The organism is Vibrio sp. 10N.286.49.E11, assembly GCF_041469505.1.
GTDB lineage: Bacteria > Pseudomonadota > Gammaproteobacteria > Enterobacterales > Vibrionaceae > Vibrio > Vibrio crassostreae_C.
This window is the reverse complement of record NZ_JBFRKQ010000094.1, coordinates 1-15811: the sequence shown is the minus strand read 5'-3', so window position 1 is coordinate 15811 and position 15811 is coordinate 1. Positions and strand designations below refer to the sequence as shown.

Here is a 15811-nt window from a genome sequence, read left to right as displayed (position 1 = left end):
CCATGCTCGGCGCACAAATAAAAATGCAGCTCATTGAGCTGCATTTTTTATTGCCCTAACCTCACACGCATCGCCTAGTAATCAATGCTTTAACACAAGCCTATTAGTCCATCACCTCTTTGTTCAACCCCGCACCATTTAGCTCCCATCACTCTAGTTTATAAATATAACTATCAATTCATTAATTATTATCAATTACTGCCGATAAATAAGTACCTATGATAGAAAGCTCAATAACAAACTTCCTTAAAACCACTTAACAACACCTCAATGAAGACAGGATAGTGAATTCATGTTCGAGAAATACAAAAATCAAAGTGTTGGCTTCCAACTTAAGTTGGTCATTTTGCTGTGCTTGCTTATCGCCTTTGGCTCCATTGCGACACTCGTGTATAGAAATGCCTCTCAGGTGTTATTAGATAACACGTTGAAAGAACACCAATCCAAAGTAGAAGCGATGGCCAAAACCATCTCTGGTCAGTTCGATGCCTACCTGCACACCGCCAAAGTTTTAGAGTCCACTTTTCGTAACGGTTACCTAGCAGGTGTTTATGTTGAAAGTTATGACGTTGAGTTCAACGGTCATTCCATTCCTAACATGACTCAATACGGTGAGAGCCTAATAAACGACACCAAACTCGTTGATAGTTTTACCCGAGACACAGGTGCCGTAGCCACCCTATTTGCCCCATTTGGCGACGACTTTATTCGTGTGTCGACTTCTCTTAAAAAGCCTTCAGGCGAACGAGTCGTTGCGACCACGCTAGGGAAAAATCATCCTGGCTATAGCAAGCTCAAGAATGGCCAGCCTTATTACTCTCAAGTTAAGCTCTTCGGCCAACGTTACATCACCTACTATGCGCCTTTGACCAATGCTCAAGGCAAAGTAAACGGTATCTCTTTCATTGGTCTGCCAGTAGAAGAGGCGACTCAAAGCCTGTTTGAATCTCTACGCTCTGTATCATGGGGTGACACCGGATACACCATCATTGTTGATAACGAGAAAGAGCATCAAGGCCAGTACTTACTGCACCCTACTAACGTTGGCGGTGGTAAATCGATTGTTGACGTGGCTGACTATGACGGCAACAAACCTTTCTATCAGATCTTTGAACAGCAATCCGGTTTGATTCTCTACCCTTTTGAGTACCAAGGGACGGTAGGTGAAAAATATCTCGTCTACACTGAAGTTTCTGGATGGGATTGGAAACTGCTTGGTGGGACTTTTATCAAGGAAGTGACCAAGGGCAGTGATGAACTGTTGAAGCTCATCGCTATTATTGCCACCTTGATTGCTGCCGCCACCATCGTCGCGTTAACCTTCGTGTTGAACCGTACACTGACGCCACTAACGACGTTAAACGAGTACATGCTACGTCTAGGAAAAGGCGAAGTAAGCCTGCATATTCCAAACAATGGTAAGCAGACCAAAAACGAGATCAGCAATCTGAATACCGGTGTTGCGAACATGGCAGCCCAGCTGAACACACTCGTGGGCGAGATTCGTGCAACCAGTGATCAAGTACAGAACAGCTCAAGCAGTGTGTCACAAGATGCCAGCCACAACTTGAGTCAATCTGATCGCCAGCAAGCACAGGTAGAGCAAGTCGTTACTGCCATAGAAGAGATGGCCACCTCTGCTGAATCAGTAGCGCAGCAGGTAAACAGCATTGCGGAAAATGTTCGCCTTGCCAATGAAGACAGCCAGAAAGGTTTAGAAGTCGTTGAAGGTGTGTGTATTGATGTTGCCCAACTGAATGATCAATTAGACAAGTCAGCATCGGCTATCGAGCAAGTAAGCTCTGATAGCGAAAGCATTCAAACCGTCACCAAGATGATTGATGACATCGCAGAGCAGACCAACTTGCTTGCATTGAACGCTGCGATTGAAGCAGCACGAGCGGGTGAACAAGGTCGTGGTTTTGCCGTTGTTGCTGATGAAGTAAGAACGCTCGCTCATAGAACACAAACATCAGTACAAGATGTAGTGAGCATCATCGAGAAGCTAAAGTCTTCGACCCACAATGCCGTAAACCTGATGACACAAAGCCAATCGAACGCCAACCAAGTACTCGATAAAGCGCAAGAAGCAGGCACCGCACTAGAGTCGATTGCTTCTCAAGTTGAATCTATTGCTTCTCAAGCTGAAACCATTGCTGCGACATCAGAAGAGCAAGCTCAGGTTTCTCAAGAGATAGCAGCGAACGCGCATGCGATCAGCGACTTGAACCAACAAAGCCGTGAAACCAGCGCTAAGACCTCTCACAGTGCTGATGAGCTTCAGAAACAAGCGGAATCGTTGAAGAATCAAGTTAACTTCTTTAGCTAAAAGCTGAGTTCTCTGTTTTATCAGCGACTCGCTCATAACTAATAGAGCCAACCATTCGTTGGCTCTATCTCTTCACTGACTGGTTCTATCTACTCTCGGATTGCCGTTAACCAACACAGCTGCGTTTATTCTAGCGCCCCACTATGCTTCCTGTTAAAATTTTGGACTTGAAATTTCTACCTCGAGTTCGCAATGACTTACCAATGCCCTTTGTGTCACCAACCTTTATCTCAGAACGATCGTACGTTTAAGTGTGAAAAGAACCATCAGTTCGACCTAGCGAAAGAAGGCTACGTCAATTTGATGCCTGCGCACCACAAACGCTCAAAAGATCCAGGTGACAACAAAGAGATGATGCAGGCACGTCGTCGCTTCCTTGAAGGTAACCACTATGACCCAATGCGCCAAGCGGTGGTGACGTTGTGTTCTCGCTATCTACCAGAAGAGACGCCTAGCCTATTGGATATTGGTTGTGGCGAAGGTTATTACACCAACGAAATTGCTGTGAATCTTCAAGAAAAGAAAGGGGCTACTTTTGGCCTAGACATTTCTAAGATTGCTATCAAATACGCCGCTAAACGCTACCCTGCTGTCGACTTCTCAGTTGCATCAAGCCATCGCCTACCCTTTGCTGAAAACAGCTTAGACGGAATTCTACGCATTTACGCGCCTTGCAAGGCTGAAGAGTTACAACGCACCATCAAAGATAATGGTGTGGTGATCACCGTGACACCAGCTAGCCGACACCTGTATCAACTGCGTGATGCAATTTATGATGGCGTTCGCTTGCACGACGAAGATCCAGAAGTGATCGAAGGTTTTACGCTTGAGCATCAAGAGCAACTAAACTATATGATGGAACTATCGGGGTCAGATGCATTCGACCTGCTACAGATGACGCCGTTTGCTTGGAAGGCGAGTGAAGAGTTTAAACTACAACTCACCGAGGCAGAGCAATTCAACTGTGAAGCTGACTTTATGCTGCGAGTGTACCGCAAACAAATTTAATTGATATTGATTATCGTTTGCATTGAAATCTTATCTTGCCTCCTTTAGTATGCGTGTTCTTCAAGGAGGCATTTCATGCAACGTATTATTCTTATCGGATTAGCTACTCTTCTCACGGCTTGTGCTAGTCAACCTGCAAAAGACACTTCTCAAAAAGTGGCTCAAACGGAATCCGTTTCCACATTCTATGACTACCAGTTCGCTTCTCCACAAGGCGAAACACTTTCTCTCGATGCATTACCCGAGCAGCTGATTGACGCTGATGTGGTTCTAATTGGCGAATGGCACACGCATTCTGCCATTCACCGCTTCCAAACCGACTTCTTAAAAGCGCGCCGCAACGCAACATCAAACATTGCGCTTTCAATGGAACAGTTCACTCGAGAGCACCAAGCCACACTTGACCAATACTTAAACGGCGAAATTGGCGAACAAATTCTCATGTCTCAAGCGGCAGCTTGGCCAAATTACGAAAGTGATTACCGCGCGTTAGTTGAGTTCGCAAAAGCCAACGACGTCGATGTTATTGCGGCAAATGCACCAAAGCCATTCGTGCAGTGTATTGGCCGTAAAGGATTGCCTTACCTAGACCAATTATCGACCGAGCAACGCCAATGGATTGCTGCCGAAGTGGATACTGGCGATAGCCCTTACAAAGAAAAGTTCATGGCTTCTATGCATCACGGTACGCCAGAGCAAACAGAAAAGCAGTTTGCCGCTCAGGTTACCTGGGACGAAACCATGGCTGAGTCGATTGTGGATTACCTAGCATCAAACCCTGATAAACAAGTGATTCACGTGGCTGGCAAGTTCCACACCGAGGGTGGTTTAGGGACGGCGGCATCAATTCTACGTCGTAACCCTGATTTAAAAATCGCCATCATCAGCCCGGTTGAAGCGATCTCATCGGATAGCGGTGATTATCAGCTTGAAGTGCTTTCGCCGCCGGCTCGCTTTGTAAAGAAAGAGAACCGAATGAAGGCATACAAGCATCTGTCAAAACGTAGCGCTAGCCTAGAGTGTGAGTAGGATCTGTTGATCCACTCTTCTAAGCTAAAGAGTCGATGGGCTAATCCTAGATAATTAGCCCATCGTCACAACTTGATCACGTTCCCGTCATTCATCCTAACTCTATCTAAAATCAAACATTCTTATCGGCACAAGACTTGCTTAGTAAATAGACGATTTAACCAAGCAGACGAAAATGTAATGTGCGAATAAAAAAACATCACTATCGATGATTAATTGCACAAGTTTTTCACACCTCTGCCGATACTATATTTAAGGATAGGTAAGGAGAGCTATATGACGCCAGTAGGAACGAGTAATACTCAGCTGTATTCGCCTTCGCAGATGAACGCTAAGAGTTCAGTTAACGAAGCTGAAAAGCCTGCACCGCTTAAGGTTGAGCAAAATACGGTTAAGCTTTCTGATGAAGGCAAAGCACTCTTATCTGCCCTAAAAGAAATTGATAAAGAAGCGAAGAAAGTCGAAGCAGAAAACGCGACAGTTACCGATAAAGTTGAGTCATTCGCTCATGGTGCCTTGGGTATGGATCACCCAGATAAGATTGAAGAAGAAGATGATGGTTCTTATTCAGCGGGGCAATACCTGTCCGCAGCGGCAACCGTAGGCGGTATTCTTCTCGCACTCATTTAGCCTTGCCAACCTATCGCATTCTCTAGAATAAAAGCGATTTATCGTTACGACAATAGACCCGATTAGGTCTAAAAAACGAGTTCATTCCATAATTCCGCTCTCATTTTAATGGAATAATACTCGTGAAAAACACTTTTGAGCTTATCGATAAGCCAACCTTTTTTGGTGCTATAGCACTCCTACTCACGATAGTTTTCCCGCTCATTTTGTTCCCTGCACAGGGCGCAGACTGGATTGCGGTTGCGAAAACATTCATGACTGATCAACTCGGATTCCTGTATCTTGCTCTAGGTCTCGCAGCCTGTGCATTTATGGTGTACGTAGTATTCAGTGATATGGGACAAATTAAACTGGGCGAAGCTGATGAAGAGCCTGAGTTTAAAACTGCATCATGGGCTGCCATGCTATTTTGTGGCGGTATCGGTGCAAGTATCTTGTATTGGGGCTGTATTGAGTGGGCTTACTACTACCAATCACCGCCTTTCCAACTAGAACCTGGCAGTGAAGAAGCAGTACGCTGGGCTGCGACCTACGGCCTATTCCACTGGGGACCAATCGCATGGTCTATCTACCTAATCCCGGCAATTCCTATCGCTTACTTCTTCTATGTACGTAAACAGCCAGTTCTAAAGATCTCTAGTGCGTTAATGCCTGTTCTTGGTGAACACCGCAGTAAAGGCGTACCCGGAAAAATCGTCGATATCCTTTTCATTTTCGGTCTATTAGGCGGCGCTGCAACAACACTAGGTTTAGCTGCACCTCTAATCACTGAAGGTCTGAATCACCTATTTGGTCTACCTAAAAATAACCTAACGCAAGTGATGGTGCTTTTAGTGTGTACTGCGATTTTTGCTTACTCATCTTATGCTGGATTGGAAAAAGGCATCAAGATCCTAAGTAACATCAACTTCTGGGGTGCAATGGGTCTGTTGGCTTTCGTTCTGATCGCGGGTCCAACAATCTTCATGCTAGAAACAGGTTTAGACTCGATTGGTCGCCTACTGTCTAACTTCTTCGTGATGGCAACGTGGGCTGAACCATTTGGTGGTTACGGTACATTCGAAAACACTCACTTCCCACAAGACTGGACGATTTTCTACTGGGCATGGTGGCTAGTATTTGCACCGAGTATGGGTCTGTTTGTTGCGCGTATCTCTCGCGGCAGAACCATCAAACAAATGGTGTCAGGGTCGATCTTCTTTGGTTCTCTAGGTTGTTTCCTGTTCTTCATGATCTTAGGTAACTACGGCCTATCACTGCAGCTTTCTGGTGAGCTAGATGTCGTTGCCATTTTGAATGCGGAAGGCGCAACCAAAGCTATCTTCTCGATGCTTGCACAATTGCCAATGAGCACGCTGGTTATCGCTGTATTTACAATGCTGTGTATCATTTTCACGGCAACAACATTTGACTCTATCTCATACATCCTAGCGTCTGTTGTACAAAACAACGTGACCGAAGAGCCAATGCGCTGGAACCGTATGTTCTGGGCATTTACTCTGTCGTTCTTACCAACGATTCTAATGTTCTTAGGCGGTCTAAGTACGCTACAAACGGCGGCGATTGTTGGTGGCTTACCACTGCTTGCTATCTCTGTGATGCTGATGATTTCAGCGGTTCGTGCGACTAACCTCGACCTACGCCATCAAGATGCGTATATCGAGCCAACGATCAACATCGAAGAACTGCCAGACATGGACCCTTGGTCTGCTGAAGGTATGGCGTTGGCTCAGTTTGAGAAAGAAAGAGATGCAGCACAAGAAGCCGCAGAACTTGAGCGTGTTGCTTACACAGAACTTGCCGCAGTGAAGAAAGAAATTCGCGCTTATGTGTTAGAACAAGGTTCACAAATGGAAACTCACGAGTTACCAGAGAACCTACAACAAGCACTTGAGCAGGCCGAGAGTAATCTTAGTGCCGCACAAGCGAAAAAGATCGAGTTATCTGAGCAAGCTCAGAATGCTCGTATCACGTTCAACCAGGTGGTTGCAGACTTACCGCTTGCTTGACATTAGCCATGACACAGTCCATTGATTTGGACCCTCCTAAATACGACAAAGGCTCACAGAAATGTGAGCCTTTTTTTATTCGGGTGATTGACTAGTCTTCGTTAACTAGCGGTTCGGGTGGTTCAAGATGTGATCTTCCCAATCGACAACATCGATTTCGTATACCACTTTGTTACGAACGCTTTCACCTGCTGCATGCATCTCTGTTTTTGATCCGGTGATCAACGGGTGCCATTCAGGAATCGGCTTAGATTCTGATAAAAGGCGGTAAGCACAAGTGTCTGGTAGCCAGTGAAACTCATCGATCTTGTCACGAGTCAGCTTCAAACACTCTTCACCTGAAGTGAAGCGGTTCGGGTAATCTTTACACGAACATGTTTTGTCGTTTAACCAGCTACACGCCACATTGGTGTAGTAAACTTCATCGCTATCTTCATCCATTAGTTTATGTAGGCAGCACTTACCACAACCGTCGCAAAGTGATTCCCACTCATTCTCGGTCATCTGTTCTAGTGTCTTTTCTTGCCAAAATGGATTCGTCATAGGATTACTTCTTACTCTTTTACTGGGGTGCGTGTTATACCGCTAGCCCATAAAAAGTTCAAGGATAATAATTGTTCATTCTTTGATTCAATCAACAGCTGTCACTCTCATCATTTTTTGCTACTATCGCGCACCCTGTTATTTAGTGAGTTTAATTTGATGGAATGTCGCCTAGGTTGTGGAGCATGCTGTATCGCTCCAAGTATTACATCTGCTATTCCTGGAATGCCTAATGGTAAGCCTGCTGGGGTACGCTGCATCCAATTAAATGAGCAAGATCTCTGCAAATTATTTGGTCAACCTTCACGCCCGAAGGTATGTCACCAATTCAAAGCTTGCCCTGTCATTTGTGGTAAAACCGACCAAGAAGCCCTTGATAACCTGATCGAGTTAGAAGCTATTACCTAAGCGTATTAGCCCTTTTCTATATCCCAGCAATTTCTTTTCCTACTCATACTTTGCTTTAGGTTATAGGTGCTTATGAGGCCTCAATAGTCTTTCAAACAATACTGACTACCTCGCTATGAGTAATAACCGTTTCAGGAAACTCTCGGCGAAATAAAGCCATCGATAAGACATCACAGATCAATGAGGCCTTTATTCTCGTACCCATAAACCAACCAATAACTTGCCTTGAATAAAGGTCAATAATGGCAACTAATTATAGCCAATATTTGTTTGTAGCTACGTCGGTGATATCTCCTGCCCATTTTTAAATTAGCAGTCGTTGCACTGAAGACCTGAGCGAGCAAGGCCGTAACTACGGGTATTCAGTTCAGGTCAAGAAGTGGACAATATCTTATAAACTTGAAGTACTATGTGTATATCATCAGGTAGCGTTTTTATTTACTTTGTTGTCAGCCAATATATTGGATAATATGGCAATAATACATTATGGAAGGAAAATGTGATGAGTAAAAAAATGACCATGGCGGAGATTTCAAGACAGCTTGGAATTTCAACAATGACCGTGTCACGTTACTTTAATGACGGTTATGTCTCGGCTGAAAATCGCCTTAAAATTGATGCTATCGTCAAAGAAAATCATTATACCCCTAATATATTTGCTCGTTCCATTCGTAGCCAATCTAATATTATTGGTTTCGTTGCTCCTCGCATTGAGTCATATACAACTAGTTTAGTAATTAAAGGGGCACTGGCGGCTGCCAATGAATCACAAGTACGAATGCTTTTTCATGCCTCAGGGTTTAACCATGAGTCAGAATGCCAAGCTGTGAGAGAGTTTAATGGCTTAAATGCATTGGGCACTATTATTATTGCTTCAAAGCACAGTGTCGAAGAGACGTTTTATCAAACCTTAGACAATGTGTTATTTATTGGTAAAAACACCCCCCACCATTGCTGTTTATATTACCCCGACCATGCTGCAATTAAAGCACTCGTTTCCCAAACCATCACTCAGTTAAAACAACAGCAGGCACCGCTGGCAGCCGTACATTATATTTATGATGAGCGTATGCTTTCCAGCCGTACTAAGTTGATGCAAGCCACCATTACTGACACCGTCCCTGAGTTGAATTTTTCACTACAAGCTCTAGCCAACTCGGAGGACAAAGCCGGCTACCAGGCAATTCAATTACAGCCTAATCATGTCTACTTTTGTGCCACCGATAATATTGCTATTCGTTTATATCGTCGCGCCAAAGAACAGCAACTCAAGATTGGTCATAACTTATGGATTGTAGGCATGGGTGACTATGACTACAGCGATTTGTTAGTCCCAAGCCTGACTACTGTCGCTTTTAACTACTATCAAGTGGGCTACCAAGCTGTCAAAAAATTGCTCAAGCGCGATTTCAGTTCCGTTGAAGGCACATTCGACATAAGAATGAGAGAAAGTTCACAGTTTCTCTGAAATTGTATTGAGTCCAAATAGGTTCCATTTAACACTATGTGTTAACGATAACACACATAGTATAACCGATGATACTCGCTAATAATCTACACTCAAAACCACTCGCGTGGTGGAAGAAAGCAACTGCCTACCAAATTTATCCCCGTAGTTTTTATGATACAAACCAGGACGGTATTGGTGACATCAATGGGATCATTGCTAAGCTAGATTATCTTGCTGATTTGGGCATTGATTTAATATGGATCTGCCCATTCTACGCATCACCGAATGATGATAACGGTTACGATATCAGTGACTATCAAGCGATTCATCCTGACTTTGGAACCCTTGAGGATGTGGATAAATTAATCACTGCTGCTCATGAACGTGGCATTCGCATTATTATGGATTTAGTGATAAACCACACTAGCGATGAGCATCCATGGTTCATCGAATCGCGAGATAACAAAGATAGCCCTAAGCGTGATTGGTATATTTGGCGTGATGGTTGTGAGCCTACAGCTGAAAAGCCGACTTGCGAACCAAATAACTGGGAAAGTATTTTTCATGGTAGTGCATGGGAATATGATGACAAAACTGCACAATATTATTTGCACCTATTTTCTAAAAAACAGCCAGATCTTAATTGGGAAAACCCTGAAGTTAAACAAGCACTATTTAAAATGATTCATTGGTGGTTGGAACGAGGTATTGATGGTTTCCGTGTCGATGCAATTAGCCATATTCAAAAACAAGCTGGTTTACCCTCTTTACCCAATCCAAAGGGTGAAAACTATGTCTCTTCATTCGATTATCATATGAATGTGGCAGGGATTGAAAAACATCTGTATGAGTTAAAAGAGCAGGCGTTTTCGCCTTTTGATATCGTGACCGTTGGTGAGGCCAATGGGGTGACGGCCGACAACGCATTGCCTTGGGTTGCTGAAGCGACCGAGCACGATCAAGGTGGTGTTTTTAACATGATTTTTCAGTTTGAACACATGAAGCTATGGTCGGAAGAACAAAGCAACGAGAATTTCGATCTCGTGGCGTTCAAACGCATTTTATCGCGTTGGCAAGATGCCTTAGAAGGTAAAGGCTGGAATGCGCTTTATTTAGAAAACCACGATCAAGCTCGTAGTATTGATACTTTTGCCGATCCTAACTCTAGGTATGCCAGTGCTACCGCGTTAGCGAGTTGTTATTTCTTGATGAAAGGAACTCCATTTATTTATCAGGGCCAAGAGATTGGTATGGTAAATCATCAGTTTACTTCTCTTGACGAATTTAACGATGTGTCTGCGAGAAATTTAATTCAAAAGCTATCGCAACAAGGTCAGAGCGATGCCGATATCTTAGCCTTGTTAAATCAAGTATCCCGCGACCACAGTCGCTTGCCAATGCAATGGAATGACCAGGATTTTGCCGGTTTTTCTGAGGTGCAACCTTGGTTCTCGGTGAATCAACAGTATGCAGATATCAATGTTGAGCAACAACAGCAAGATCCAAATTCGATCTTAGGTTTCTATAAGCAGTTGATTGCTTTGCGTAAGTCACATGAAAGCTTAGTGGTTGGCCGTTATCAATTACTGCTAGCTAACGATCCTAATATCTATGTTTATCAACGTGTTGCTCAAGATATGACATGGACCATTATTACCAATTTAAGTCCACAAGAGAGCGTTGTTGATATCGACTGCACCCAATTAGGCGAGTTAATGCTTGATAATCAGAATATTAACAATGAACACGTTCGCTCAGATTTTATAACAACGCAAATAGCCCCCGCTTATGCCGCGTATATATTTGCAAGAAAGCACTAAATTATATTTATGGCTAGGCGCTGATAACGTTAGCCTGTATTTAAATCAAGGAACTATTTATGAGTAAGTTACTATCGTTTGATTTTTGGCAACGATTTGGGAAGTCCCTTATCGTTGTTATCGCGGTGATGCCTGCCGCTGGTATCATGATATCACTAGGTAAAGTGGTCGCAATGTATGCGGGTGGGTTTGGTGCCATTGAAACACTAGGCGCTATAATGGAAAACATAGGTTGGGGGATCATTGTTAACCTTCACCTATTATTTGCGGTCGCGATTGGTGGCTCGTGGGCAAAAGAGCGTGCAGGTGGCGCATTTGCCGCGCTAATTGCCTTCATCTTAATCAACCGTATCACTGGGGTTATATTGGGCGTGGATAACGCTATGCTCAGTGACCCAGAAGCGGTTGTGATGAGCCTATTTGGTTCTGAGTTACCTGTCTCTCAATTCTTCACGAATATTTTGGGTGCTCCTGCCCTAAATATGGGTGTGTTTATCGGTATTATGTCTGGCTATTTAGGTGCCAACTTATTTAACCGCTATCATGACTTCGCTCGCTTACCTCAGGCATTAGCATTTTTCAACGGTAAGCGTTTTGTACCTTTTGTTGTTATTTTCTATTCGCTGATTATTGCGTTTGGTTTATCTGTAATATGGCCTTTAATTCAAGGTACGCTTAATGATTTTGGTCAATGGATTGCTACCTCTAAAGACACTGCGCCGATCACTGCTCCTTTCTTGTATGGTACGTTAGAGCGTTTATTACTGCCATTTGGTTTACACCACACTTTAACTATTCCAATGAATTACACCGAGTTGGGTGGTACTTATGAGCTTTTGACTGGGATGAATGCGGGCTCAAGTGTTTATGGTCAAGATCCATTATGGCTTGCTTGGGTCAGCGATTTAAATAATCTTAAATTAAGCGATCCGACAACTTACCAACACCTGTTAGATACGGTGCACCCAGCACGCTTTAAAGCAGGCCAAGTTATTATCGCAGCCTCTTCATTGATTGGTATTGGACTTGCGATGTATCACTGTGTTGATAGTGATAAGCGCGCACAATATAAGCCAATGTTCTTATCTGCCTGTCTTGCTGTGTTATTAACCGGTGTGACTGAGCCTATTGAATTCATGTTTATGTTTATCGCTCCCGTTTTGTATGTTGCACATGCTGTGTTAACAGGAGTTGCATTTGCGTTGGTCGATGTGATGGACCTACGTGTACATGCCTTTGGTTTGATTGAGTTACTCACTCGTATACCTATGATGGTTTCAGCGGGCATCGGTGGTGATCTGGTTCGCTTTGCATTAGTTTCTATTGTTTTCTTTGTGGTTAACTATGGATTGTTCCGCTTCCTAATCGTGAAATTGAAGTTACCAACACCGGGTCGTATGGGTAACTACCTGGATGAAAGCTCAGAATCGATGTCAGAAGATGAGAAGATGAACATTATTATTCAGAATTTAGGTGGCCGTGCCAATATTGCTGAGATTGATGCTTGTATGACTCGCTTGCGTATTACAGTTAATGATCCGAAGTTGGTTGCTGAATATGCGTCATGGAAGCCGACAGGGGCTCTTGGTGCTGTGATTAAAGAACAGGGTGTACAAGTTATTTATGGCCCTGGGGTGGATGTTATTAAATCTAAGTTAATAGAGAAATATTCAGCACAACCTGCGTAATTCTTTTTAGATCAAATAACCTCGAGAAACGCAGCCTTGCGCTGCGTTTTATCTCACTAGAATAAATAAGTGAATAATAATGAAGTTAATGACACTAAATACCCACAGTTGGCAAGAAGAAAAACAGCTAGAAAAGTTAGATGTGGTCGCGCAAGCCATTATCGAGCAAGGGTGCGATGTGGTTGCATTACAGGAAGTGAATCAACATCAAGATAGCCCGGCCGTTGATGCCAATATATTAACCAATCACACTGTGTTGGCGAATAACTATGGTTATTTATTACAGAAAAAACTCATGGAATACGGTCATCACTACCAACTTACGTGGGATTTCGTTCATCAAAGTTATGAAGTATATCAAGAGGGGCTCTCATTTTTAACGCGACTACCGATTGTCGAACATGAGGTCATTGATTTAAGTGATAGCTATGATGTGAGCTTTTGGAAACATCGGCGAGCAGTGCGTATTAAAGTGACCTCTCAACAGGGTGATTTTAATCTTTATAATTGTCATTGTGGCTGGTGGAATGACTCAGAGAACTCATTTGAGGATCAGTTCGACCGAATCAAGGCAACTTTACCAACAGAGTTGAGCTTTCTATTAGGCGATTTCAACAACCCAAGCCATATACGTAATGAAGGCTATGATTACGTATTACAACGCGGTTTGATGGATTGTTATGAAGTTGCTGAAATCAAAGATGATGGAACCACTGTCATTAAAAACATTGATGGTTGGGAGCAAAATAGCCAAGCGCTACGCATTGATTTAGTACTTAGTAATCAGCATGTAGTGGTAAAGCAGCATAAGGTGATTTTTAATCACGATTTTTATCCGGTTGTATCAGATCACTTTGGGGTGTTGGTAGAAGTAGAACTTACTTAATTTTTATCAACTCATCGTAGTTTAAATAAAAACGAATACTACACAAATACGGCTAATTATCAGATCACTCTGCTTGCTAAAATAGCGATAGAATACGACTGACCTTAACGATTTTTAGTGCGAGTTCGAAGTTATTACATAAGATTCTCTGTTCTTTCTTTCAACTATATACACAAGATTTCACAATTCTTCGAAATCTAAACTATCTTGTTGATACTGGTACAGATTAATAAGGATCGTTATGAATAGGTATATCGCAGAAATGTTTGGTACGTTTTGGTTGGTGTTAGGAGGTTGTGGTAGTGCCGTCTTGGCCGCTGCTTTTCCCGATGTAGGTATCGGCTTACTCGGGGTTTCCCTCGCCTTTGGTTTAACCGTACTCACCATGGCTTTTGCTATTGGCCATATATCAGGCTGTCATCTCAACCCTGCTGTTACAATAGGTCTTTGGAGCGGTGGTCGCTTTGATGCCAAAGACGTCGCACCTTACATTATAGCCCAGGTCATTGGGGGTATTATCGCGGGTGGTGTGTTATTTGTGATTGCTTCAGGCCAAGCAGGCTTTGACGCTGCGGCATCTGGCTTTGCTTCAAATGGTTACGGTGAACACTCACCGGGCAGCTATTCACTGACCGCTGCACTGGTCTGTGAAGTGGTCATGACCATGGTGTTCCTATTCGTGATCATGGGTGCGACTGATTCGAAAGCCCCTGCTGGGTTTGCACCCATTGCAATTGGTCTCTGTTTGACCTTGATTCACCTTATCAGTATTCCCGTAACCAATACTTCAGTGAACCCTGCTCGAAGTACTGGCGTGGCTGTATTTGTCGGTGATTGGGCCGTTTCGCAATTGTGGCTATTCTGGGTTGCACCGATTATTGGTGCTGTAATTGGCGCGATGATATACAAAGCGGTGAGAGGTTCAGATTAGTGTACAACTAACTTATTGTAATCAGTTAAGTTTAATCTATTGAAGCAGCTTAACTGATTACATATTCCTAAAGAATCAACCACCTCTATCCGGCAACTCAATATTATCATCGCTACACAAGTGGATAGCAAAAGCCATTAGATACAAAGCTCTAACTTCACACTAATGAAATAGAATTATTGTTCTAAATCACAAACTTTAAAACACACCTACAAACCATGCTCAATGTTGTATATATTTCTTTAGTATTCAAATACACATGAAATGACTCATTACAATAACAAAACCAAAAAAGCTAATAAAAACAAAACATTACCAGTATTATTCCGCTCGACCGCAGTGGTCGATATAACTAAAATTATCGGAATATACAGTGAAAAAAACAATTATAGCGCTAAGCACTTTGGCATTAGCTTCAACTTCAGTTTCTGCACTTGACCTTAACCCTGAGTTTTTTGTTGGTGGCGGTGTTGGTTATCACCATGCAAAGTTTGAAAGTAAATACTCTGAAGTTTACGAGGGTGATAGCTGGTCAGGTAAAGAGTCAAATACAGCAAAAGGTGCAGCTTTCAGTATTCGTACTGGTGCTTACTTAACACCAAACCATCGTGTAACGTTGACTGCAAATTTTACAGGTGACAATGAGCTTTACTCTGATAGTGATGAGTATGGTAAATATACTGAAAACCTAAAGCAGTCAGAGTACCTTGCGTCGTATGACTATTTACATTATCTGACTTCTGAATTTGCACTATTTGCAGGTGCTACAGCTGGCGTTGTACAAAATACTCTTACTTTTGAAGACAAATACAACGGAGAAACTTCTAAAGATAAATACAAAGAAACCGACTTCACATATGGTCTACAGGTAGGTGCTCAATATAAGATCAATTCAAATTGGTCTGCAGATCTTCAATACCGTCATATGTTTGAGTCAACTTCGGTTTCTCAATCAGAGTCTTGGGACAATGGTCACTACAAAGATACACACACTGTGAAAAACCACGGCGAGTTGACACTGAGCGTAGATTACCGTTTCTAATTTTCGCTAGCAATTCCCCTGTCTCGTCCTAAAATACG

At 43.0% G+C, this 15811-nt stretch carries 13 protein-coding genes and 1 pseudogene; 12 read left to right on the top strand and 2 right to left on the bottom strand.

All coding sequences use genetic code 11. The features are described 5' to 3' along the window. The first annotated feature begins 292 nt into the window (after positions 1–292). The 5 genes from AB4167_RS20015 to AB4167_RS19995 all read left to right on the top strand — a co-directional run bounded on the left by AB4167_RS20015 (position 293) and on the right by AB4167_RS19995 (position 7005). A complete protein-coding gene (locus AB4167_RS20015; RefSeq protein WP_372136941.1) occupies positions 293–2329 on the top strand; it encodes a methyl-accepting chemotaxis protein in 2037 nt (678 codons plus the stop codon). A 192-nt stretch (positions 2330–2521) separates the two neighbouring features. After that, on the top strand, positions 2522–3337 hold the full coding sequence (rlmA, locus tag AB4167_RS20010; RefSeq protein WP_017059384.1) for a 23S rRNA (guanine(745)-N(1))-methyltransferase: 816 nt from the start codon (positions 2522–2524) through the stop codon (positions 3335–3337). Between the two features lie 75 nt (positions 3338–3412). Continuing rightward, positions 3413–4366, top strand: coding sequence for a ChaN family lipoprotein (locus AB4167_RS20005; RefSeq protein WP_017059385.1), 954 nt, complete (start codon positions 3413–3415; stop codon positions 4364–4366). A 276-nt stretch (positions 4367–4642) separates the two neighbouring features. Then, positions 4643–4996 (top strand): hypothetical protein, encoded by a 354-nt coding sequence (locus AB4167_RS20000; protein WP_372136940.1) that lies wholly within the window; start codon positions 4643–4645, stop codon positions 4994–4996. Positions 4997–5118: 122 nt separating this feature from the next. Continuing rightward, complete coding sequence (locus tag AB4167_RS19995) at positions 5119–7005, top strand: BCCT family transporter (RefSeq protein WP_017063436.1); 1887 nt, start codon at positions 5119–5121, stop codon at positions 7003–7005. A 105-nt stretch (positions 7006–7110) separates the two neighbouring features. Here the strand turns inward: AB4167_RS19995 and AB4167_RS19990 are convergent, their stop codons facing one another. Beyond that, the gene (locus tag AB4167_RS19990; RefSeq protein ID WP_017059388.1) at positions 7111–7548 is read right to left on the bottom strand and encodes a YcgN family cysteine cluster protein; all 438 of its coding nucleotides are present in this window, start codon (positions 7546–7548) and stop codon (positions 7111–7113) included. Between the two features lie 159 nt (positions 7549–7707). Between AB4167_RS19990 and AB4167_RS19985 the strand changes: the two genes are divergently transcribed. Beyond that, the gene (locus AB4167_RS19985) at positions 7708–7956 is read left to right on the top strand and encodes a YkgJ family cysteine cluster protein (protein WP_017059389.1); all 249 of its coding nucleotides are present in this window, start codon (positions 7708–7710) and stop codon (positions 7954–7956) included. 20 nt (positions 7957–7976) lie between these two features. On the opposite strand, the pseudogene AB4167_RS19980 reads toward AB4167_RS19985, so the two are convergent. Further along, positions 7977–8318: pseudogene (locus AB4167_RS19980) on the bottom strand (DDE-type integrase/transposase/recombinase); the annotation flags it as partial. A gap of 140 nt (positions 8319–8458) precedes the next feature. Here AB4167_RS19980 and AB4167_RS19975 point away from each other — a divergent pair. From AB4167_RS19975 to AB4167_RS19950, 6 genes are all read left to right on the top strand, one after another. Then, the gene (locus AB4167_RS19975; RefSeq protein WP_017070321.1) at positions 8459–9424 is read left to right on the top strand and encodes a LacI family DNA-binding transcriptional regulator; all 966 of its coding nucleotides are present in this window, start codon (positions 8459–8461) and stop codon (positions 9422–9424) included. A gap of 68 nt (positions 9425–9492) precedes the next feature. Then, positions 9493–11226 (top strand): alpha-glucosidase, encoded by a 1734-nt coding sequence (locus tag AB4167_RS19970; protein ID WP_372136939.1) that lies wholly within the window; start codon positions 9493–9495, stop codon positions 11224–11226. Positions 11227–11285: 59 nt separating this feature from the next. Then, positions 11286–12914 (top strand): PTS transporter subunit IIBC, encoded by a 1629-nt coding sequence (locus AB4167_RS19965; RefSeq protein WP_102393277.1) that lies wholly within the window; start codon positions 11286–11288, stop codon positions 12912–12914. A gap of 79 nt (positions 12915–12993) precedes the next feature. Then, a complete protein-coding gene (locus AB4167_RS19960) occupies positions 12994–13800 on the top strand; it encodes an endonuclease/exonuclease/phosphatase family protein (protein WP_170963310.1) in 807 nt (268 codons plus the stop codon). Between the two features lie 241 nt (positions 13801–14041). After that, positions 14042–14731 carry an aquaporin Z gene (aqpZ, locus tag AB4167_RS19955; RefSeq protein WP_136981674.1) on the top strand — a complete coding sequence of 230 codons (690 nt, stop codon included), beginning with the start codon at positions 14042–14044 and terminating at the stop codon, positions 14729–14731. A 373-nt stretch (positions 14732–15104) separates the two neighbouring features. After that, positions 15105–15773, top strand: coding sequence for an outer membrane beta-barrel protein (locus AB4167_RS19950; protein ID WP_136981673.1), 669 nt, complete (start codon positions 15105–15107; stop codon positions 15771–15773). Positions 15774–15811: the final 38 nt, after the last annotated feature.